At 73.5% G+C, this 16,460-nt stretch carries 13 protein-coding genes; 2 read left to right on the top strand and 11 right to left on the bottom strand.

All coding sequences use genetic code 11. From position 1 onward, the window contains the following. Nucleotides 1–57 precede the first annotated feature (57 nt). From ACWEPF_RS37800 to ACWEPF_RS37780, 5 genes are all read right to left on the bottom strand, one after another. Complete coding sequence (locus tag ACWEPF_RS37800; RefSeq protein ID WP_452176195.1) at nt 58–1,020, bottom strand: hypothetical protein; 963 nt, start codon at nt 1,018–1,020, stop codon at nt 58–60. After that, nucleotides 1,017–2,456 carry an FAD-binding oxidoreductase gene (locus ACWEPF_RS37795; RefSeq protein ID WP_452176194.1) on the bottom strand — a complete coding sequence of 480 codons (1,440 nt, stop codon included), beginning with the start codon at nt 2,454–2,456 and terminating at the stop codon, nt 1,017–1,019. Before ACWEPF_RS37795 ends, ACWEPF_RS37800 begins: the two co-directional genes overlap by 4 nt. A gap of 23 nt (nt 2,457–2,479) precedes the next feature. Next, nucleotides 2,480–4,093 carry a benzoylformate decarboxylase gene (mdlC, locus tag ACWEPF_RS37790; protein WP_452176193.1) on the bottom strand — a complete coding sequence of 538 codons (1,614 nt, stop codon included), beginning with the start codon at nt 4,091–4,093 and terminating at the stop codon, nt 2,480–2,482. A 265-nt stretch (nt 4,094–4,358) separates the two neighbouring features. Then, nucleotides 4,359–5,684 (bottom strand): class I SAM-dependent RNA methyltransferase, encoded by a 1,326-nt coding sequence (locus tag ACWEPF_RS37785; RefSeq protein WP_452176196.1) that lies wholly within the window; start codon nt 5,682–5,684, stop codon nt 4,359–4,361. Nucleotides 5,685–6,130: 446 nt separating this feature from the next. Next, the gene (locus tag ACWEPF_RS37780; protein WP_452176192.1) at nt 6,131–8,188 is read right to left on the bottom strand and encodes an APC family permease; all 2,058 of its coding nucleotides are present in this window, start codon (nt 8,186–8,188) and stop codon (nt 6,131–6,133) included. Between the two features lie 238 nt (nt 8,189–8,426). Here ACWEPF_RS37780 and ACWEPF_RS37775 point away from each other — a divergent pair, with 238 nt between their 5' ends. Together ACWEPF_RS37775 and ACWEPF_RS37770 are read left to right on the top strand one after the other, a co-directional pair. Continuing rightward, nucleotides 8,427–9,095: a potassium channel family protein gene (locus ACWEPF_RS37775; protein WP_345290876.1), complete on the top strand. Its 669-nt coding sequence runs from the start codon at nt 8,427–8,429 to the stop codon at nt 9,093–9,095. Then, nucleotides 9,095–9,766 carry a potassium channel family protein gene (locus tag ACWEPF_RS37770; protein ID WP_452176191.1) on the top strand — a complete coding sequence of 224 codons (672 nt, stop codon included), beginning with the start codon at nt 9,095–9,097 and terminating at the stop codon, nt 9,764–9,766. Before ACWEPF_RS37775 ends, ACWEPF_RS37770 begins: the two co-directional genes overlap by 1 nt. Nucleotides 9,767–9,811: 45 nt before the next feature. On the opposite strand, the gene ACWEPF_RS37765 is transcribed toward ACWEPF_RS37770, so the two are convergent. The 6 genes from ACWEPF_RS37765 to ACWEPF_RS37740 form a co-directional block, all read right to left on the bottom strand. Continuing rightward, nucleotides 9,812–10,537 carry a DUF3159 domain-containing protein gene (locus ACWEPF_RS37765; RefSeq protein ID WP_452176190.1) on the bottom strand — a complete coding sequence of 242 codons (726 nt, stop codon included), beginning with the start codon at nt 10,535–10,537 and terminating at the stop codon, nt 9,812–9,814. Between the two features lie 2 nt (nt 10,538–10,539). Next, nucleotides 10,540–10,944, bottom strand: coding sequence for an OB-fold nucleic acid binding domain-containing protein (locus ACWEPF_RS37760; RefSeq protein WP_345290873.1), 405 nt, complete (start codon nt 10,942–10,944; stop codon nt 10,540–10,542). An 84-nt stretch (nt 10,945–11,028) separates the two neighbouring features. After that, entirely contained in the window at nt 11,029–11,709 is a 681-nt protein-coding gene (locus tag ACWEPF_RS37755) for a response regulator (protein WP_345290872.1), read from the bottom strand. Continuing rightward, nucleotides 11,706–14,261: a DUF4118 domain-containing protein gene (locus ACWEPF_RS37750; RefSeq protein WP_452176189.1), complete on the bottom strand. Its 2,556-nt coding sequence runs from the start codon at nt 14,259–14,261 to the stop codon at nt 11,706–11,708. The genes ACWEPF_RS37755 and ACWEPF_RS37750 overlap by 4 nt, the downstream gene beginning before the upstream one ends. 336 nt (nt 14,262–14,597) lie before the next feature. After that, nucleotides 14,598–15,515, bottom strand: a complete 918-nt coding sequence (locus ACWEPF_RS37745; RefSeq protein ID WP_452176188.1) for a hypothetical protein — start codon at nt 15,513–15,515, stop codon at nt 14,598–14,600. A gap of 25 nt (nt 15,516–15,540) precedes the next feature. Further along, entirely contained in the window at nt 15,541–16,311 is a 771-nt protein-coding gene (locus ACWEPF_RS37740; protein ID WP_452176187.1) for a SigE family RNA polymerase sigma factor, read from the bottom strand. Nucleotides 16,312–16,460 lie beyond the last annotated feature (149 nt).

Genomic DNA, 16,460 nt, shown 5'->3' with positions numbered 1-16,460 from the left:
TGTTTTTATCGATCCCGACCCCACCGTTATCTACACTCTACTACCGTCACACTGTCACTACCAGACGCTCGTGCGATCTGCCGGGCCGCCCGCCTCCGCCTCCGCCCACGCCGCGTGCTGCTCCGCCGGGTGGGCGGCGAGCAGCAGCAGGGTGCGGGCGAGCATGGTGCCGAGCAGGTCGAGCGCCAGCAGCCAGTGGTGGGCCTGGCCGACCGGGTCGAGCTCCCCGGTCGGGTCGGGGTGTTCGCGCACCCGGCCGAGCAGCGTGTGGCCGGGGGCGTCGGCGGCGTACTCGGCCAGCCGGGCGTCGGCCCTGGCGTACCGGGCGGCGGCCTCCCGGGCCGGGCCCCTGCGCAGGCCCATCCAGTTGGCCTCGCGGCGCAGCGCGAGGAGCAGGTCGGTGAGCGGCTGGTCGTCCGCCGCGGCGTCCCCGAGCACCGTCCGCCGCCCGATCCGGCTCGCGGCCCGCTGGAGCGCGGCGGTGTCCAGCGTCCGTCCGGCGGTCAGGGTCCGGACCTCCTCCGCGACCACGGCCAGGAACGGCTCGCAGGACGGGTGCGACGGCGAACCGGCCGCCAGCACCCGGTCGTTGACCTCCCGCCGCCGCTCGCGCAGCTCGCCGTGCGAGCAGATCACGCCGGTGGGTTCGAAGACCGACAGACTGCGGTGCTTGTCCGGCGCGTCCATCGCCAGGGTCCGCACCGGCTCGGCGTAGAACTGCTCCAGCTCGGGGCGGTCGAGCAGCACCAGCACCGGTCCGGAGAGCCCCCGGACCAGTACCGGCGCGCCGCCGTGGCGGCGCTTCATCGCCCGCAGCGTGGCGAAGGACCAGGCGGACTGGCCGAGCGCCGCGTAGGCCCTGACCACCCCGGGCCGGGCGGAGGCCACGCCCCGGACGAAGGCGGGCAGGGTGTGGGTGGAGACGAACCGCAGCGTCTGCGCCCGTCCGGCCCGCACGGGCTCCCCGGCGCGGGGCGCGGCCACCCGCGGTTCGCCCGGGGCCTGCACCGAGGTGCTCACGCGCTCACGACCTTCCCCGGGTTGAGCAGGTTCTTCGGATCGAACAGCCGCTTGAGCCCGCGGTGCAGCTCCAGCGTGACGGGGTCGAGCTCGCGGGCCAGCCAGTCCCGCTTGAGGGTGCCGATGCCGTGCTCGCCGGTGCTGGTGCCGCCGAGGGCCAGCGCGGCGGCCATGATGTCGTCGTACGCGACCCTGGCCCGCCGGGTGGCGTCCGGGTCGGTGCGGTCGAAGAGCACGGTGGGGTGCAGGTTGCCGTCGCCGGCGTGGCCCAGGGTGGCGACGGTCAGGTCGTGGCGGCGGGCGATGCCCTCGATCAGGCCGACCAGCTCCGCCAGCCGGGAGCGCGGCACCGCGACGTCCTCGATGAAGGCGGTCGGCTCGCCGGGCAGCCGGGCGACCATGGCCTGCAGGCCCGGGGTGACCATCCGCCGGGCCTCGATCACCCGGCGGCTCTGGTCCGGGTCGGCGGCCACCGTGAGTTCGATCGCGCCGGCGGCCCGGCAGAGCGCGGCCATCGCGGCGAGTTCGGCGGCCGGGTCGGCGGCGTCGCTCTCCACGATCAGGGTGGCGGCCCGGTCCCCGTCGAGCATCGGGTGGCCGAGTCCGGCAACCGCCCTGGTGGTGGTGCGGTCGAGCAGTTCCAGCGCCGAGGGCAGGTGGCCGGCGGCGGTGATCGCGGCGACGGCGGCGCCGGCGGCGGGCAGGGTCCCGAACTGGGCCAGCATGGCCAGGGCCGGCGGCCGGGCGGGCCGCAGCGCCAGGGTCGCCCCGACCACCACCGCGAGCGTGCCCTCGGAGCCGACCAGCAGCCTGGTCAGGTCGTACCCGGCGACGCCCTTCACGGTGTCCCGGCCGGTGCGCATCCGGCGCCCGTCGGGCAGCACCACGTCCAGGCCGAGCACGTAGTCGGCGGTGACGCCGTACTTGACGCAGCAGATGCCGCCCGCGCCGGTGGCGATGTTCCCGCCGATGGTGCAGACCGCCCAGGAGGCCGGGTCCGGCGGGTAGGTCAGACCGTACGCGGCCACCGCGCGGTCCAGGTCCCGTGTCACGACGCCCGGTTCGCAGCGCACCAGCCGGTTGGCCGGGTCGATCTCCAGGATCCGGTCCATCCGGCTGGTGGAGAGCACGACGCAGCCGTCCTCGGCGTTGGCCGCCCCGGCCAGGCCGGTCCTGGCCCCCTGCGGGACCACCGGGACGTCCAGCTCGTAGGCGGTGCGCAGCACGTGCTGCACCTGCTCGGCGGTCTCCGGGTGGACCACGACCGCGGGCCTGCCGTGCTCGGAGAACGGCGCGGCGTCGTGCGCGTGGGCGGCCAGCACCTCCGGGTCGGTGGAGAGCGCGTCGGCCGGGAGGCCTTCGCCCAGCCGGGCGACCAGCGGGCCGGCCGGCCGGGCGACCGGCCTGGCCGGCGTGGATTCGGTGATGACGGACATGGCGCTGCCTTCCGGAAGTGGCGCTAGAGGGTGGGGAGTTCGGTGGCGACCGGGACGTCGATCAGCACCGGCCCGTCCCTGCGCGCGGTGGACTCCCGCACCAGCTTGGTGACCTCGGCCGCGTCCACGGCCCGGTGCGCGCGCACCCCGTAGCCGGTGGCGATGGCGGTGATGTCCAGCCCGGGGATCTCCAGCCCGGGCACGCCGGGGGTGCGCTCCACCTGGGCGAACCACTCGAGGATGGCGTAGCGGGCGTTGCTCAGCACCACGAAGGTGACCGGCAGGTCGTAGCGGGCCGCCGTCCACAGCGCCTGGACGGCGTAGTGCACCGAGCCGTCTCCCAGCACCGCGACCACCGGCCGCTCCGGGACGGCGAGTTGGGCCCCGACGGCGGCGGCCGCCCCGTACCCGAGGCCGCCGCCGGCCGAGAACAGGTACGAGCCGGGCGCGCTGATCCTGGTGGCCCGGTGGAACTGCGGGACGTTGGAGGGCGACTCGTTCACCCAGAGCGTCCCGGCCGGCGCGCCCTCGGCCACCGCCCGCAGCGCGCCGTACGGGCTCAGCCGGCCGTCCTCGCCCAGCCCGTCCCGCGGCTCCTCCGCGACCGTGCCGCCCACCGGGGCACCCGCCGCCAGCCGCTCCGTCAACGCCCGTGCGGTGAGCGCCAGATCGGCCACCACCGCGTCACCGACCGGCGCCCGCGCCGCCTCCTCCGCGTCCCGGGTGAGCAGCACCAGGCCGGCCCCCTCGGGCAGGTACTCCCCCGGCACGTACGGGTAGTAGCGGAACACCGGCGCCCCGATCACCACCACCAGGTCGTGCCCCTCCAGGCAGCGCGCCAACGGGGCGATGGCGGGCGGCAGTTCGCCCCGGTACTGCGGGTGGCTGCGCGGGAAGGAGACCCGCCCGGCCACCGGCGCGGCCCAGACCGGCAGCCCGGTGTGCTCCGCCAGCGCCAGCACCGCGTCCCAGGTCCCCGGCCCGGCCGCGTCCACGTCGTCGCCCACCACCAGGACGGCGCTGCTCGCCCCGGCGATCCGACCGGCCAGCGAGCGGATCGTTTCGGCGTCGGGCGCCCCCGCGTGCACCACCCGGCGCTCGGCGGCGGCCTGTGCCGCGCGCAGCTCACCCGGGGTCAGCTCGGCGTCGAAGTCGTCCATCGGCAGCGAGAGGAAGACCGGCCCGCACGGCGGGGTCTCGGCCAGCTGCACCGCCCGGGCCAGCGCGGGCGCCACGTCTGCCGGGCGCGGCGGCTCGTACGCCCACTTCACCGCGGGCTGCGGCAGCAGGGTGGCCTGCGGGTTGCTGAGCAGCGCCTCCATGGTGAGCATCGCCCGCACCTGCTGCCCGGCGGTGACCACCATCGGGGTGCGGTTGGCGCGGGCGTTGAGGATCGCGCCCATCGCGTTGCCGGTCCCGGGCCCGGTGTGCAGGTTGACCAGCGCCGTGCGGCCGCCGGCCTGCGCGTAGCCGTCCGCCATCCCGACCACCACGGCCTCCTGGAGGCCGAGCACGTAGCGGAAGTCGGCCGGGAAGTCCCGCAGCATCGGCAGCTCGGTGGAGCCCGGGTTGCCGAAGACGGTGGTGATCCCGCGGGCGCGCAGCACGTCCAGGACGGCGTGGCGGACGGACGACATGGGTGATTCCCCCTCAAGTCGGAACTTGACCTGGAACCCATGCCTAGTGGTTCGCCCCCCGCTCCCTCACCTCCGCACGGGTGAGCTTCACCCGCCCGGCGGACACCCTTCCACCCCCAGGAGCAAAAGGCCTACGAACGGGGCGTGCGCCGGATCCGACCGGCGCACGCCTCCGGCTCGCGCTACCGAACACACCACCACACGCCGACGCCCCGCCGGACCGTGGTCCGACGGGGCGTCAGCAGCGCTCAGGGGTGACGGGACGTCAGCGGTCCCAGGCGGGCCGCTCGTCCTCCACGGGCTCCACCGGCTCCAGGATCGCCACGCACTCGAAGTGGTGGGTCATCGGGAACAGGTCGAAGGCCCGCAGCGCGACCGGCCGGTAGCCGCCCTCGCGGAAGAAGGCCAGGTCACGGGCGAGCGCGGCCGGGTCGCAGGCCACGTACGCGATCCGGCGGGCCTCCAGGCCGGCCAGGTGACGGACCGTCTCCCGCCCGGCCCCCGCACGCGGCGGGTCCAGCACGATCAGGTCGGTCGAGGTGATGCCGGTGCGCGGCAGCAGGCTCTCCACCCGGTCGCACTCGATCCGGACGTTGTCCAGCTCGGCCAGGTTGTGCCGGGCGTCGACCACGGCCTGCTTGCTCGACTCGATGCCGAGCACCGCCCCGTCCTCGCCCACCCGGTCGGCCAGCGCGCCCGCGAACAGGCCCACGCCGCAGTACAGGTCCAGCGCGCTCTCGCCCCACTGCGGGTCCAGGCCGTCCAGCACCGCGTTCACCAGGGTCTCCGGCGCCTCCGGGTGGATCTGCCAGAAACCGCCGTTGGAGACCCGCCAGGTCCGCCCGGCCGCCCGCTCCCGGACGAAGGTCCGGCCGTGCACCCGGTGGAACAGCTCCTGCTCGTCGATCCGGGAGATCGACACCGGCCGGTCCAGCTCCACCAGCGGCAGCTGCGCGCCCGGAGCCGGGGTCAGGATCACCTGACGGTCCGAGGAGCCGCTCGCCGCGATCACCTCGACCGAGGTGACGCCGGGCCAGTCGCGGGACTCCACGCCGAGCTCGGTGACGCCCTCGGCCGCGATCAGGCAGCGGTCCACCGGCTCGACGTCGTGCGAACGGTGACGCCGCAGACCGACCTTGCCGCTCTCCGGGTCCACCGCGTACTGCATCCGGGTCCGCCAGGCCGGGACCTCACCGGCCGCCAGCTTCCCGCCGACCGGCTCGACGCTGCCGTCCCAGCCCGCCTGCTCCGGCGTCAGCGAGGCCAGCTTCGCCAGCTGCTCGGTCAGCACCGCGGCCTTCAGCTTGCGCTGCCCGCCCGGGGTGACGTGCTGCCAGTCGCAGCCGCCGCACCTGCCGGGGCCGGCGAACGGGCACGGCGCGGCGATCCGCTCCTTGGCCGCCTCCAGCACCTCCACCGCGTCGGCCCGCAGGAAGCGCGAGGTGGTGGTGCCCTCGGTCACCTCGGCGACCACCCGCTCGCCCGGCAGCGCGTGCCGGACGAACAGCACCCGGCCCTCGTGCCGCGCCACGCAGTGCCCGCCGCCGTGCGCCACCGGGCCGACCTCGACCTCGTAGCGCTCGCCGACCAGCGGGTCGCCGGACGGGACCCGCGGCGCCGCCGGGGCCTTGAGCGCCTTCGCCGGACGGGCCGCCTTCGCGGCCGGCTGCGCCGTGCGCAGCGCCTTCGGCGGGCGCACCGTCTGCTTCTTCGCGGTCTTCCCCGCCCCCGGGGCGGACTCGGCGGTGACCTTGGCGGCGGCCTTGGCCCCGGGCAGCTTGCCCTTCTTCCACAGCGCGGAGGCCGCCGCCGCGGTCGGCGCGGCCTGGCCCTGCGGCTGCTCCTCGTCGCGCACCCGCGGCGCGGTCTGCGCGGTGTAGCCGTCACGGTCGGTCGCCGTCGGCCGGGCCGGCTTGGAGCTCCAGCGCGGACGGGCCACCTGCCCCGGCTTGCCGCCGGTGGACTTGGCCTTGCCGGAGCCCTTGCCGGAACCGCCGGAGCGTCCGGCGCCGGAGGAACGGGGCGGGTTGTTGCGGGTCACGAATCGGCGTCCTTGGTGGAGTTGCTGGCGGCGTTGCTGGAAGCCTTCGACTCTACGCGCTGCGGACGCGGTTCACCGCGCCGCACCGAACCGGGAGCGGACCACGCCTTCTGCGGGCGGCGCCGCTCGGAGGACTCCAGCTGCCACGGCACCGAGGTCACCATGACGCCCGGCTTGAACAGCAGACGGCCCTTCAGGCGCAGCGCGCTCTGGTTGTGCAGCAGGTGCTCGTACCAGTGGCCGACCACGTACTCGGGGATGTAGACCATCACCACGTCGCGCGGGCTGGAGCGGCGCAGGTTCTTCACGTAGTCCAGCACCGGGCCGGTGATCTCGCGGAACGGCGAGTCCAGCACCTTCAGCGGGATCTCGATCCCGCGCTCGTCCCAGTCCCGGCGCAGCGCCTCGGTGTCCTTGGGGTCCACGTTGACCGTGACCGCCTCCAGGGTGTGCGAGCGCGCCAGCCGGGCGTAGGCCAGCGCGCGCAGCGCCGGCTTGTGCAGCTTGGAGACCAGCACGATGGCGTGCACCCGGGTCGGCAGCACCACGTCGTCCGGCACCTCGGCGGCGACCAGCTCGCGGGAGACCCGGTCGTAGTGGCGGCGGATCGCCTTCATCATCACGAACAGCACGACCATCGCGGCGATCGCGATCCAGGCGTGGCTGATCTTGGTGGCCAGCACCACGATCAGCACGGCCATCGTCATCACCAGGCCGAAGGCGTTGATCGCCCGGCTGCGCTGCATGTGCGAGCGCTTCTTCGGGTCCTTCTCGACCCGCAGCAGCCTGGTCCAGTGCCGGATCATGCCCGACTGGCTCATGTTGAAGGAGACGAAGACGCCGACGATGTACAGCTGGATCAGCCGGGTCGGGTCCGCGTCGAAGGCGACGATGAACAGGATCGCCGCGCCCGCCAGCAGGATGATGCCGTTGGAGAAGGCCAGCCGGTCGCCGCGGGTGTGCAGCTGCCGGGGCAGGTAGCGGTCCTGGGCCAGGATCGAGCCGAGCACCGGGAAGCCGTTGAAGGCCGTGTTGGCGGCCAGCACCAGGATCAGGCCGGTCACGGCGGCGATGAAGTAGAAGCCCGGCGTGAAGTTGGAGAACACCGCCTCGCTGATCTGCGCCAGCGCCGTCTTCTGGTGGTAGTCCGCCGGGGCGCCCACCAACTGGCTCGGGTCCTCCGCCATCTGGGCCCCCGTCAGCCGGGCCAGGTAGATGATGCCCATGAACATCACGACCGCGAACAGCGCCATCATCAGCAGCGTGGTCGCCGCGTTCTTGCTCTTCGGCTTGCGGAAGGCCGGCACGCCGTTGGAGATCGCCTCCACGCCGGTCAGCGCCGCACAGCCCGAGGAGAACGCCTTGAGCAGCAGGAAGACCAGCGCGAAGCCGGCCAGGTTCTCGTCCCCGGGCAGCGCCTGGAGCTGGAAGCCGGCGCTCTCGGCCGGCATGTCCGTCCCGAAGAACACGCTCCGGACCATGCCGTAGCCGATCATGCCCATGATGCCGATCATGAACGCGTAGGTCGGGATCGCGAACGCCGTCCCCGACTCCCGCACCCCGCGCAGGTTCATCCCCATCAGCACCACGACCAGCGTGATCGAGATCGCCATCTCGTGGCCCCGCAGCGCCGGCACCGCCGAGACCACGTTCGCCACGCCCGAGGTCGTGGACACCGCCACCGTCAGGATGTAGTCGACCAGCAGCGCGCTCGCCACCACCAGACCGGAGTTGGGCCCGTGGTTGACGGTCGCCACCTCGTAGTCACCGCCACCGCTCGGGTAGGCGTGCACGTTCTGCCGGTACGAGGCCACCACCGCGAGCATCACGACCGCGACCACGAGGCCGATCTGCCACGAGAAGTGGATCGCCGAGACGCCCGCCACCGACAGGGTGAGCAGGATCTCCTCGGGGGCGTAGGCCACCGAGGAGAGCGCGTCGGAGGCGAACACGGGCAGCGCGATGCGCTTGGGCAGCAGGGTCTCGCCCAGCTTGTCGCTGCGCAGGGCGCGACCGAGCAGGATGCGTTTCGGTAGATCAGCAGGCATAGGCACAGAGGAATCGTAGGGGCTCCCCCCCGCGGAGGTGCGCTCCGGTGGCCCCCTTCCTCGGGACTGTGTTCGGAGGACCGGCTAGCGTGTCGCATGATGAGGACGCGGGAACCATCCGGTTCACCCGCCACACACGGGGCCGAACGACTCGGCCGAAGGACCCCCGGAACGGGGGCGGAAGGATGACGATCGGTGTCTGCGCAGGTCATGTTCCCCACGGACCAGGTGAGGTAGGCGTCCCGTGCACATCGTCATCATGGGCTGCGGCCGGGTGGGCTCGGCACTCGCCCGCGCCCTGGAGAAACAGGGTCACTCGGTGGCCGTCGTCGACCAGGACCCGACCGCCTTCCGCCGGCTCGGCGCCGGCTTCAACGGCCGCCGGGTGACCGGCGTCGGCTTCGACCAGGACACCCTGCGCGAGGCCGGCATCGAGGAGGCGGGCGCCTTCGCCGCCGTCTCCAGCGGTGACAACTCCAACATCATCGCGGCCCGGGTCGCCCGGGAGAACTTCGGCGTCGAGAACGTCGCGGCCCGGATCTACGACCCCCGCCGCGCCGAGGTCTACCAGCGCCTGGGCATCCCCACCGTCGCCACCGTCCGGTGGACCGCCGACCAGATGCTGCGCCGCCTGCTCCCCAGCGGCGGCGAGCCGCTCTGGCAGGACCCCAGCGGCAGCGTCCAGCTCGCCGAGGTCGCCTACGCCCCCTCCTGGGTCGGCCACCGGCTCTCCGAGCTGGAGGAGGCCTCCGGCGCCCGGATCGCCTTCCTGACCCGCCTGGGCGAGGGCGTCCTGCCGACCCCTCAACTGGTCGTCCAGGAGGGCGACCTGGTGCACGTGATGCTGCGCCGCGCCGACCTGACCACCGTCGAGGCCGCGTTCGCGCAGGGTCCGCAGGAGGATGAGCACTGATGCGAGTCGCCATTGCCGGGGCCGGCGCGGTCGGCCGCTCGATCGCGGGCGAGCTGCTGGAGAACGGCCACGACGTCCTCCTGATCGACAAGAACCCGGGCTCCATCTCGGTCGAGCGCGTCCCGATGGCCGAGTGGCTGCTGGCCGACGCCTGCGAGATCACCTCGCTGGACGAGGCCGCGCTCCAGCGCTGCCACGTGGTGATCGCCGCCACCGGTGACGACAAGGTCAACCTGGTCGTCTCGCTGCTCGCCAAGACCGAGTACGGAGTGCCGCGGGTGGTCGCCCGGGTCAACAACCCCAAGAACGAGTGGCTCTTCAACGAGTCCTGGGGCGTCGACGTCGCCGTCTCCACCCCGCGCCTGATGTCCGCGCTGGTCGAGGAGGCCGTCAGCGTCGGCGACCTGGTCCGCCTGATGCGCTTCAGCCAGGGCAACGCCAACCTGGTCGAGCTCACCCTGGCCGGCGACGCCGCCCTGGTCGGCACCCGGGTCGGCGCCGTCGCCTGGCCCGCCGACACCGCGCTGGTCACCATCATCCGCGAGGGCCGGGTCCTGGTGCCGGGCAAGGACGACACCCTGGACGGCGGCGACGAGCTGCTGTTCGTGGCCGCCCAGGAGCGCGAGGAGGAGCTCGAGGAGCTCCTCTCGGCGGGCTCCGCCCAGCAGTAACTCCCGTACCGGACAAGGAAAAGGGCCCCCTCGGGGGCCCTTTTCTCAGCTCTGCTCCTGCTGCTCCTCCTCGACCTCCGCCTTGATCGGCGGCGGCGCCTTGAGCAGGATCTGCCAGGTCACGTACATCGCCAGCAGCAGCGGCGGGATGCCGAGCGCGACCTTCAGCCAGCCCAGCAGGTTGACGTTCCCGGTGAAGTACAGCGGGAAGAGGATCAGCGGCTTGATGCCCATGATCACCACCCAGGCCCAGGTCGCCTTGGTGTACGCGGCCAGCCGCCCCGGGTTCTTGGTCCGCCAGGTGAACATCTCGCCGGTGATCGGGCCGAGCATCACGCCGATCATCGGCCAGCGCACCAGCGCCGAGATCGCCAGCGCCACGCAGTAGCCGACGTTCCACAGCAGGCCGGGCAGGTAGAAGTTCTCCGCCTTGCCGGTCTTCATCGAGATCCACGCACCGAGCGCGACCCCGAAGACGCCGCTGAAGGCGTGCTGCACCGTCTCCCGGCGGAACAGCCGGATCACCACGAACAGCAGGCTCAGCCCGAGCGCGGCCCAGGCCGCCGGGGCCACCTGGTGGGTGACGTTGAAGGTGATGATGAAGACCAGGCCGGGCAGGGTCATGTCGACCATGCCGCGGACGCCGCCGAAGGCCTGCAGCACCGTGTCGGCCGCCTCCTTCGAGGCGTCCCGCTCCGGCTCCACCGCCGGATCGGCGGGCTTGGCCAGGTCGAGCTGGGTGGCGGGCTCGCCGCCGGGCAGGTTGGTCACTCTCACTCGCTCCCGTGTCCGGCCGGACGCAGTTCGTAGCGGGGGTTGAAGAGCACGCGGCGCCCGCGTGCGTGGCTGAGCCGGCCGGTCGCGATCAGGCGACGGCCCGGTTCTATCCCGATGATCGAACGACGGCCCAGCCAGACCACGTCGAGGGCGTCCGTCCCGTCGAACAGCTCCGCCTCCAGCGCGGGCACCCCGGCCCGCGGGCGGAGCGTCACGGTGCGCAGGGTCCCGGCCACGGTGACCACCTCGCGGTCCCCCGCGCTCGCGATCGGGGTGCACCCGGCCTCCACCGTGTCCTGCCGGAGCTCGGCCGCGTCCAGCTCCTCGGCGGAGGAGGTCAGGCGGCTGAGCATGCGGCGGAAACGGCCCTGGGGCTGCTCGCTGCTGTTGTCACCACTCATGCCCGAAGGGTACCGGTTTCACGACCCCGAACGGCAGGGCGAGAGGCGCCTCCGGCAGGGAGGACGGGGAGCTCCGGGCGCCCGTCAGGGCTCGAAGCGGTAGCCCATGCCCGGCTCGGTGATGAAGTGCCGCGGATGGCTCGGGTCGGTCTCCAACTTCCGCCGCAGCTGGGCCAGGTACACCCGGAGGTAGTTGGTCTCGGTCCGGTAGGCCGGCCCCCACACCTCCTGCAGCAGCTGGGTCTGGCTGACCAGCCGCCCCGCATTGCGCACCAGCACCTCCAGCAGGTGCCACTCGGTCGGCGTCAGCCGGATGTCCGCACCGTCCCGGTTGACCTTCTTCGCCGCCAGGTCCACCGTGAACCCCTCGGTGACCACCACCGCGTCGTCCTCCCCCGCCACCGGCTCGGCCCGCCGCACGGCGGCCCGCATCCGGGCCAGCAGCTCGTCCATCCCGAACGGCTTGGTGACGTAGTCGTCCGCCCCCGCGTCCAGCGCCTCCACCTTCTCGTCCGAGGCGTGCCGGGCCGAGAGCACGATGATCGGCACCCTGGTCCAGCCCCGCAGCCCGCGGATCACCTCCACGCCCTCCATGTCCGGCAGCCCGAGGTCGAGCAGCACCACGTCCGGGTGCTTGGCCGCGGCCAGCTCGAGGGCCGACGCACCGTCATGGGCGGCGTCCACCTCGTACTTCCGGGCCTTGAGGTTGATCACCAGCGCGCGGACGATCTGCGGTTCGTCGTCCACCACGAGGACCCGGGTCATTCCGGCTCCACCTTCCGTTCGTCGTTGTCGTCCAGGTCCGCCGCGGGCAGCGCGACCACCATGGTCAGTCCTCCGCCGGGGGTGTCCTCGGCGGTGACGGTGCCGTCCATCGCCTCCACGAAGCCCCGGGCCACCGCCAGCCCCAGGCCCACGCCGGCCCCGCGCGGGGCGTCGCCGTACCGCTGGAACGGCGCGAAGATCCGCTCCCGGGCCTCCACCGGCACCCCCGGCCCGCGGTCCACGATCCGCACCTCGACCCGCCGTCCGGCCCCCGGCCGGTCCAGCACCGAGGCCCGCACCAGCACGTCGCCGCTGTACTTCACGGCGTTCTCCACCAGGTTGGCCAGCGCCCGCTCCAGCAGCCCGCCGTCGGCCCGCACCATCGGCAGCGACTCGGGCACGTCCAGCCGCACCGCCCCGGTCGGCACGCCGCCGAGCGCGTACGGGACCACCTCGTCCAGATCGGTGTCGCGGATCAGCGGGGCGACGGTGCCGGTCTGCAGACGGCTCATGTCGAGCAGGTTGTTGATCAGGTGGTCCAGCCGGTCCGCGCCGGTCTCGATCCCGGCCAGCAGCTCCGCCTCGTCCTCGGCGCTCCACTCCACGTCCTCGGTGCGCAGCGAGGAGACGTTGGCCTTGATCCCGGCCAGCGGGGTGCGCAGGTCGTGCGAGACGGCGGCCAGCAGTGCCGTGCGGATGCGGTTGCCCTCGGCCTCCCGGCGGGCTGCGGCGGCCTCGCCGAGCAGCCGGCGGCGCTCCAGCAGGGCCGCCCCCTGGGCCGCGTACGCCCCGAGCAGCCGGCGGTCGGCGGCGGGCAGCACCCGGCCGCGCAGCACCAGCGCCAGGTGGTCCCCGACCGGCACGTCCACGTCGCCGTCCTCGGGCCGCGCGGGCGGATCGGTGCCGCGGGCCGCCGCCGGACGCCAGGGTGAGTGGTCGTCAGGACGCTCCAGCAGCGCGGCCGACTCCTGCTGGAAGGTCTCCCGGACCTGGTCCAGCAGGGCGTCCAGCATCCCGTTCCCGTTCGGCGTGCCGCGCAGGACCGTCCCGGCCAGCGCGCTGAGGGACTGCGCCTCGGTCTGGCTGAGCGCGGCCTGCTGGGTCCGTCTGGCGGCCAGGTCCACCACCGAGGCGACCGCGATGCCGACGGCGGTGAAGATCGCCACCGCCAGGATGTTCCGCGGTTCCGAGATGGTGAAGGTGTGGACCGGGGGCGTGAAGTAGTAGTTCAGCGAGGAGGAGGCCACCAGCGCCGAGGCGACGGCCGGGTAGAGGCCGCCGACCAGCGCCGCGCAGACCGTCAGGCAGAGGAAGAGCAGCATGTCGGTGGAGAGCCCCAGGCCGTCCACGTGGACCAGCAGCAGGGTGAGCAGCGGCGGACCGCCGACCCCGATCAGCCAGCCCAGCAGCGTCCTGGTCCGGCCCAGGTCCGTGACCCGCCGCACCGGCAGCGTGCCGCGGCCCACGGCCGCCTGCTCGTGGGTGACGGTGTGCACGTCGATGTCGCCGCTGTCCCGGGTGACGGTGGCGCCCACCCCGGGTCCCCACAGGTACTGCCAGGCCGGTCGGCGGCTGGAGCCCAGCACGATCTGGGTGGCGTTCACCCCGCGCGCGAAGTCCAGCAGGGCCGGCGCCGGATCGTCGCCCAGCACCGTGTGGAAGGAGCCGCCCAGGCTCTCCACCAGGGCGCGCTGCTCGATCAGCGTCCGCGAGGCGCCCACCGGCGCCGACAGGCCGTCGGACCGGGCGATGTGCACGGCCAGCAGCTCACCGCCGGACGCCCGGTCGGCGATCCTGGCCGCCCGGCGGATCAGGGTGGCACCCTCCGGACCACCGGTCAGCCCGACCACGATCCGCTCCCGGGCCTGCCAGGTCCCCTCGATCCCGTGCTCGGCGCGGTAGCGCTGGAGGTACTCGTCCACCCGGTCGGCCGTCCAGAGCAGCGCCAGCTCCCGCAGCGCGGTCAGGTTCCCCGGTCGGAACCAGTTGGCCAGCGAGGCGTCGACCTTCTCCGGCGCGTACACGTTCCCGTGCGCCAGCCGGCGGCGCAGCGCCTCCGGGTCCATGTCCACCAGCTCGACCTGGTCCGCCCGGCGCACCACCTCGTCCGGCACCGTCTCCCGCTGCCGCACCCCCGTGATGCCCTCCACCACGTCGCCCAGCGACTCCAGGTGCTGGATGTTCACGGTGGAGACCACGTCGATCCCGGCCTCCAGCAGCTCCTCGACGTCCTGCCAGCGCTTGGCGTTGCGGCTGCCCGGCACATTGGTGTGGGCCAGCTCGTCCACCAGCGCCACCGCCGGACGCCTGCGCAGCGCCGCGTCCAGGTCGAGCTCGCCGAAGACCGCCCCCCGGTACGTCAGTTCCCGCCGCGGCAGCAGTTCCAGACCCTCCGTCAGCTCGGCCGTCCGCCGCCGCCCGTGGTCCTCCACGAAGGCCGCCACCACGTCCGTGCCGCGCTCGGCCCTGCGGTGCGCCTCCGCGAGCATGGCGTACGTCTTGCCGACCCCGGGCGCCGCCCCGAGGTAGATCCGCAGCCTGCCGCGCGCCATCCGTACCAGTTCCCGCTCTGCCGGGGGCCAGCCCCGGACACCCGTCCGACCCCCCCGAGCCTACGGTGGTTTACCCGTAAATCCGCTGATCAGGTGAGCCGAACGGTAGTTTTAGCGGTCTCTTGACGCCCACGCCCCCGCGCTGGGCAGGGGGTGCTGTGGAGTCCCCTGTTCCCCACAGCACCCCGAACACGGACACCGGGGCGCAGGCGCCTCCGGTCCGGGCTCGTACTGGACACGCCGCAAGCAGGACACGGGTTGCACGGGATTCCGAGAAATTTCGCGGCATCCCCAGCCGACGCCCAGGAAGGCACCCGGCCGGCCGCTCCCGGGAACTCAGTTCCCGGCGCCACCGCTCCGGCTCGCGCTCACCGACGGCACCGGCGACGGCGACGGCAGCGCGGCGAACTCCTCCGCGGCCGCCCGGAACTCCGGGTCCAGGACCGCCCCCGACACCCCGGTCGGCGTCGCGTCCGTCGTGTACTGCACCAGCAGTACGGCCAACTGACGCCCGGTCAGCCGCGTCGTGACCTCCTCCACCTGCTCCGCCTCCGTGCCACCCGCCTCGAAGGTCCGCAGCGCCACCGACCGGAAGGTCCGCTCCCCCTCCACCCAGCCGCCCCCCGGCTCCGTGCAGTCGGCGGCCTCCAACAGCCGCTGCTCCGCACCCGCCGCCTCGGCCGCCGCGTCGAACTCCAGCAGGAACTGCACCGCCAGCCCCCGCTCCCCGTCCGTCCGCACCAGCTGCCACCGCCGCCCCGCGCCCACCAGCTCGACGAGCCGCGGCACGCACCCCTGCACCGCGGGCAGCCCGAACGTCGAAGCCCCCGTCAACAACGGGCCCCACGGCCCGTACCGACCCTCCGCCACCGGCAACCCGGCCGGTTTCAACAGGAGTTCGGCCCCCGCATCCGACACCGGCATCACCGCATCGGCCCCACCCGCCAACTCCACCGGCCCCGGCAGCAGCAAGGTCGGCGAGATGGTCCGCTCGACCGGCAACCCGGCCAACCCCGCCACCTGCCCACCCATCGAACCCGTCCCGCAGAAGGTGGCCAGACCCCACACCCCCGCCGAGGTCACCGCCCCCGTCACCGCCACGATCCCGACCCGCCGACGCCTCCGACGCCGCACCGCCCGGCCGAGCAGCTCCTCCGACGGCGGCATCCGCAGCGCGGTCACCTCGGACCGCAGCCCGTCGAACATCCGCTCCAGCCTGACCGTCGAGACGGCCGGACGATCCTGTTCCTCCACGGCGACCGCCCTCCTCTCCGCCCTCTCAGCCACGGCAGCTCAGCTTCCCGTCCAACGTACGCCCCTCGTAGGCCCGTTGAGCCGGCACCACCGAATCGGAGACGGACGGCCCCGGCCGCTCCTCCGGCACCACCTCCTGCTCCTGGCGACCCGTCAGTTCCCGGCCGCCCGGCTCCGCCTCGTCCCCCCGCCCAACCTCGGGAGCCCCCACCGGGCCCACCACCGGACCGGCCACCGGTACCCCCGGCATCGGCTTCGGACCCCCCGAACGCTGAAGGGGCAACGGCGAACCGCCGTCCCCCTCCTCCTCGCCCAACAGCTCCGCCAGCGCCTGCCGCCCGCGGTGCAGCCGGGCCTTCACCGTCCCGACCGGCACCCCCTCGTCCGCCGCGATCTCCGCCACCGCCCGGCCCCCCATGTGATGCAGCACCAACGCCGACCGCTGCGCCTCCGGCAGCCGCCGCAACGCCTCCACCAACGCGACCGACTCCGGTCCCGGCCCCGGAACCGGCGGCCCCTCACCGTGCCGGACCCAACTCCGCAGCGCCGTCCGCGCCCTGCGCCACCGACTGATCGCGATCCGCTGCCCCGTCAGCCGGACCCAGGCCACCGGGTTCTCGTACGCACTCAGCCGGCCCCAGTGGCTCCACGCCCGGACGAACGCCTCCTGCGCGGCGTCCTGGGCCTCACCCAGATCCCCCGTCAGCGCGTACAGATGGGCCACCAACTGACCGTACGCACCTTGGTAGAACGACCTGAAGTCGTCCTCCGCCCCGTGCTCCCGGTCACCACCCATGACCGGTCAGTGTGCCGTGCACCGGTGGGGGTCGGCAACCAGTCGGCCCGTACTCCCGGAAACGCAGAGAAGCCCCCTGACGAATCGTCAGGGGGCTTCTCTTGAATGATTGTTCGGCGGCGTCCTACTCTCCCACAGGGTCCCCCCTG

This window comes from Kitasatospora sp. NPDC004289, from assembly GCF_053602875.1.
This window is presented reverse-complemented; position numbering and strand designations above follow the sequence as displayed.

Coding starts and splice junctions, on each gene's coding strand:
- ACWEPF_RS37795 (WP_452176194.1), bottom strand. CDS start 2,456: ATGTCCGTCATCACCGAATCCACGCCGGCCAGGCCGGTCGCCCGGCCG.
- mdlC (WP_452176193.1), bottom strand. CDS start 4,093: ATGTCGTCCGTCCGCCACGCCGTCCTGGACGTGCTGCGCGCCCGCGGG.
- ACWEPF_RS37770 (WP_452176191.1), top strand. CDS start 9,095: ATGCGAGTCGCCATTGCCGGGGCCGGCGCGGTCGGCCGCTCGATCGCG.
- ACWEPF_RS37760 (WP_345290873.1), bottom strand. CDS start 10,944: ATGAGTGGTGACAACAGCAGCGAGCAGCCCCAGGGCCGTTTCCGCCGC.
- ACWEPF_RS37755 (WP_345290872.1), bottom strand. CDS start 11,709: ATGACCCGGGTCCTCGTGGTGGACGACGAACCGCAGATCGTCCGCGCG.
- ACWEPF_RS37750 (WP_452176189.1), bottom strand. CDS start 14,261: ATGGCGCGCGGCAGGCTGCGGATCTACCTCGGGGCGGCGCCCGGGGTC.
- ACWEPF_RS37740 (WP_452176187.1), bottom strand. CDS start 16,311: ATGGGTGGTGACCGGGAGCACGGGGCGGAGGACGACTTCAGGTCGTTC.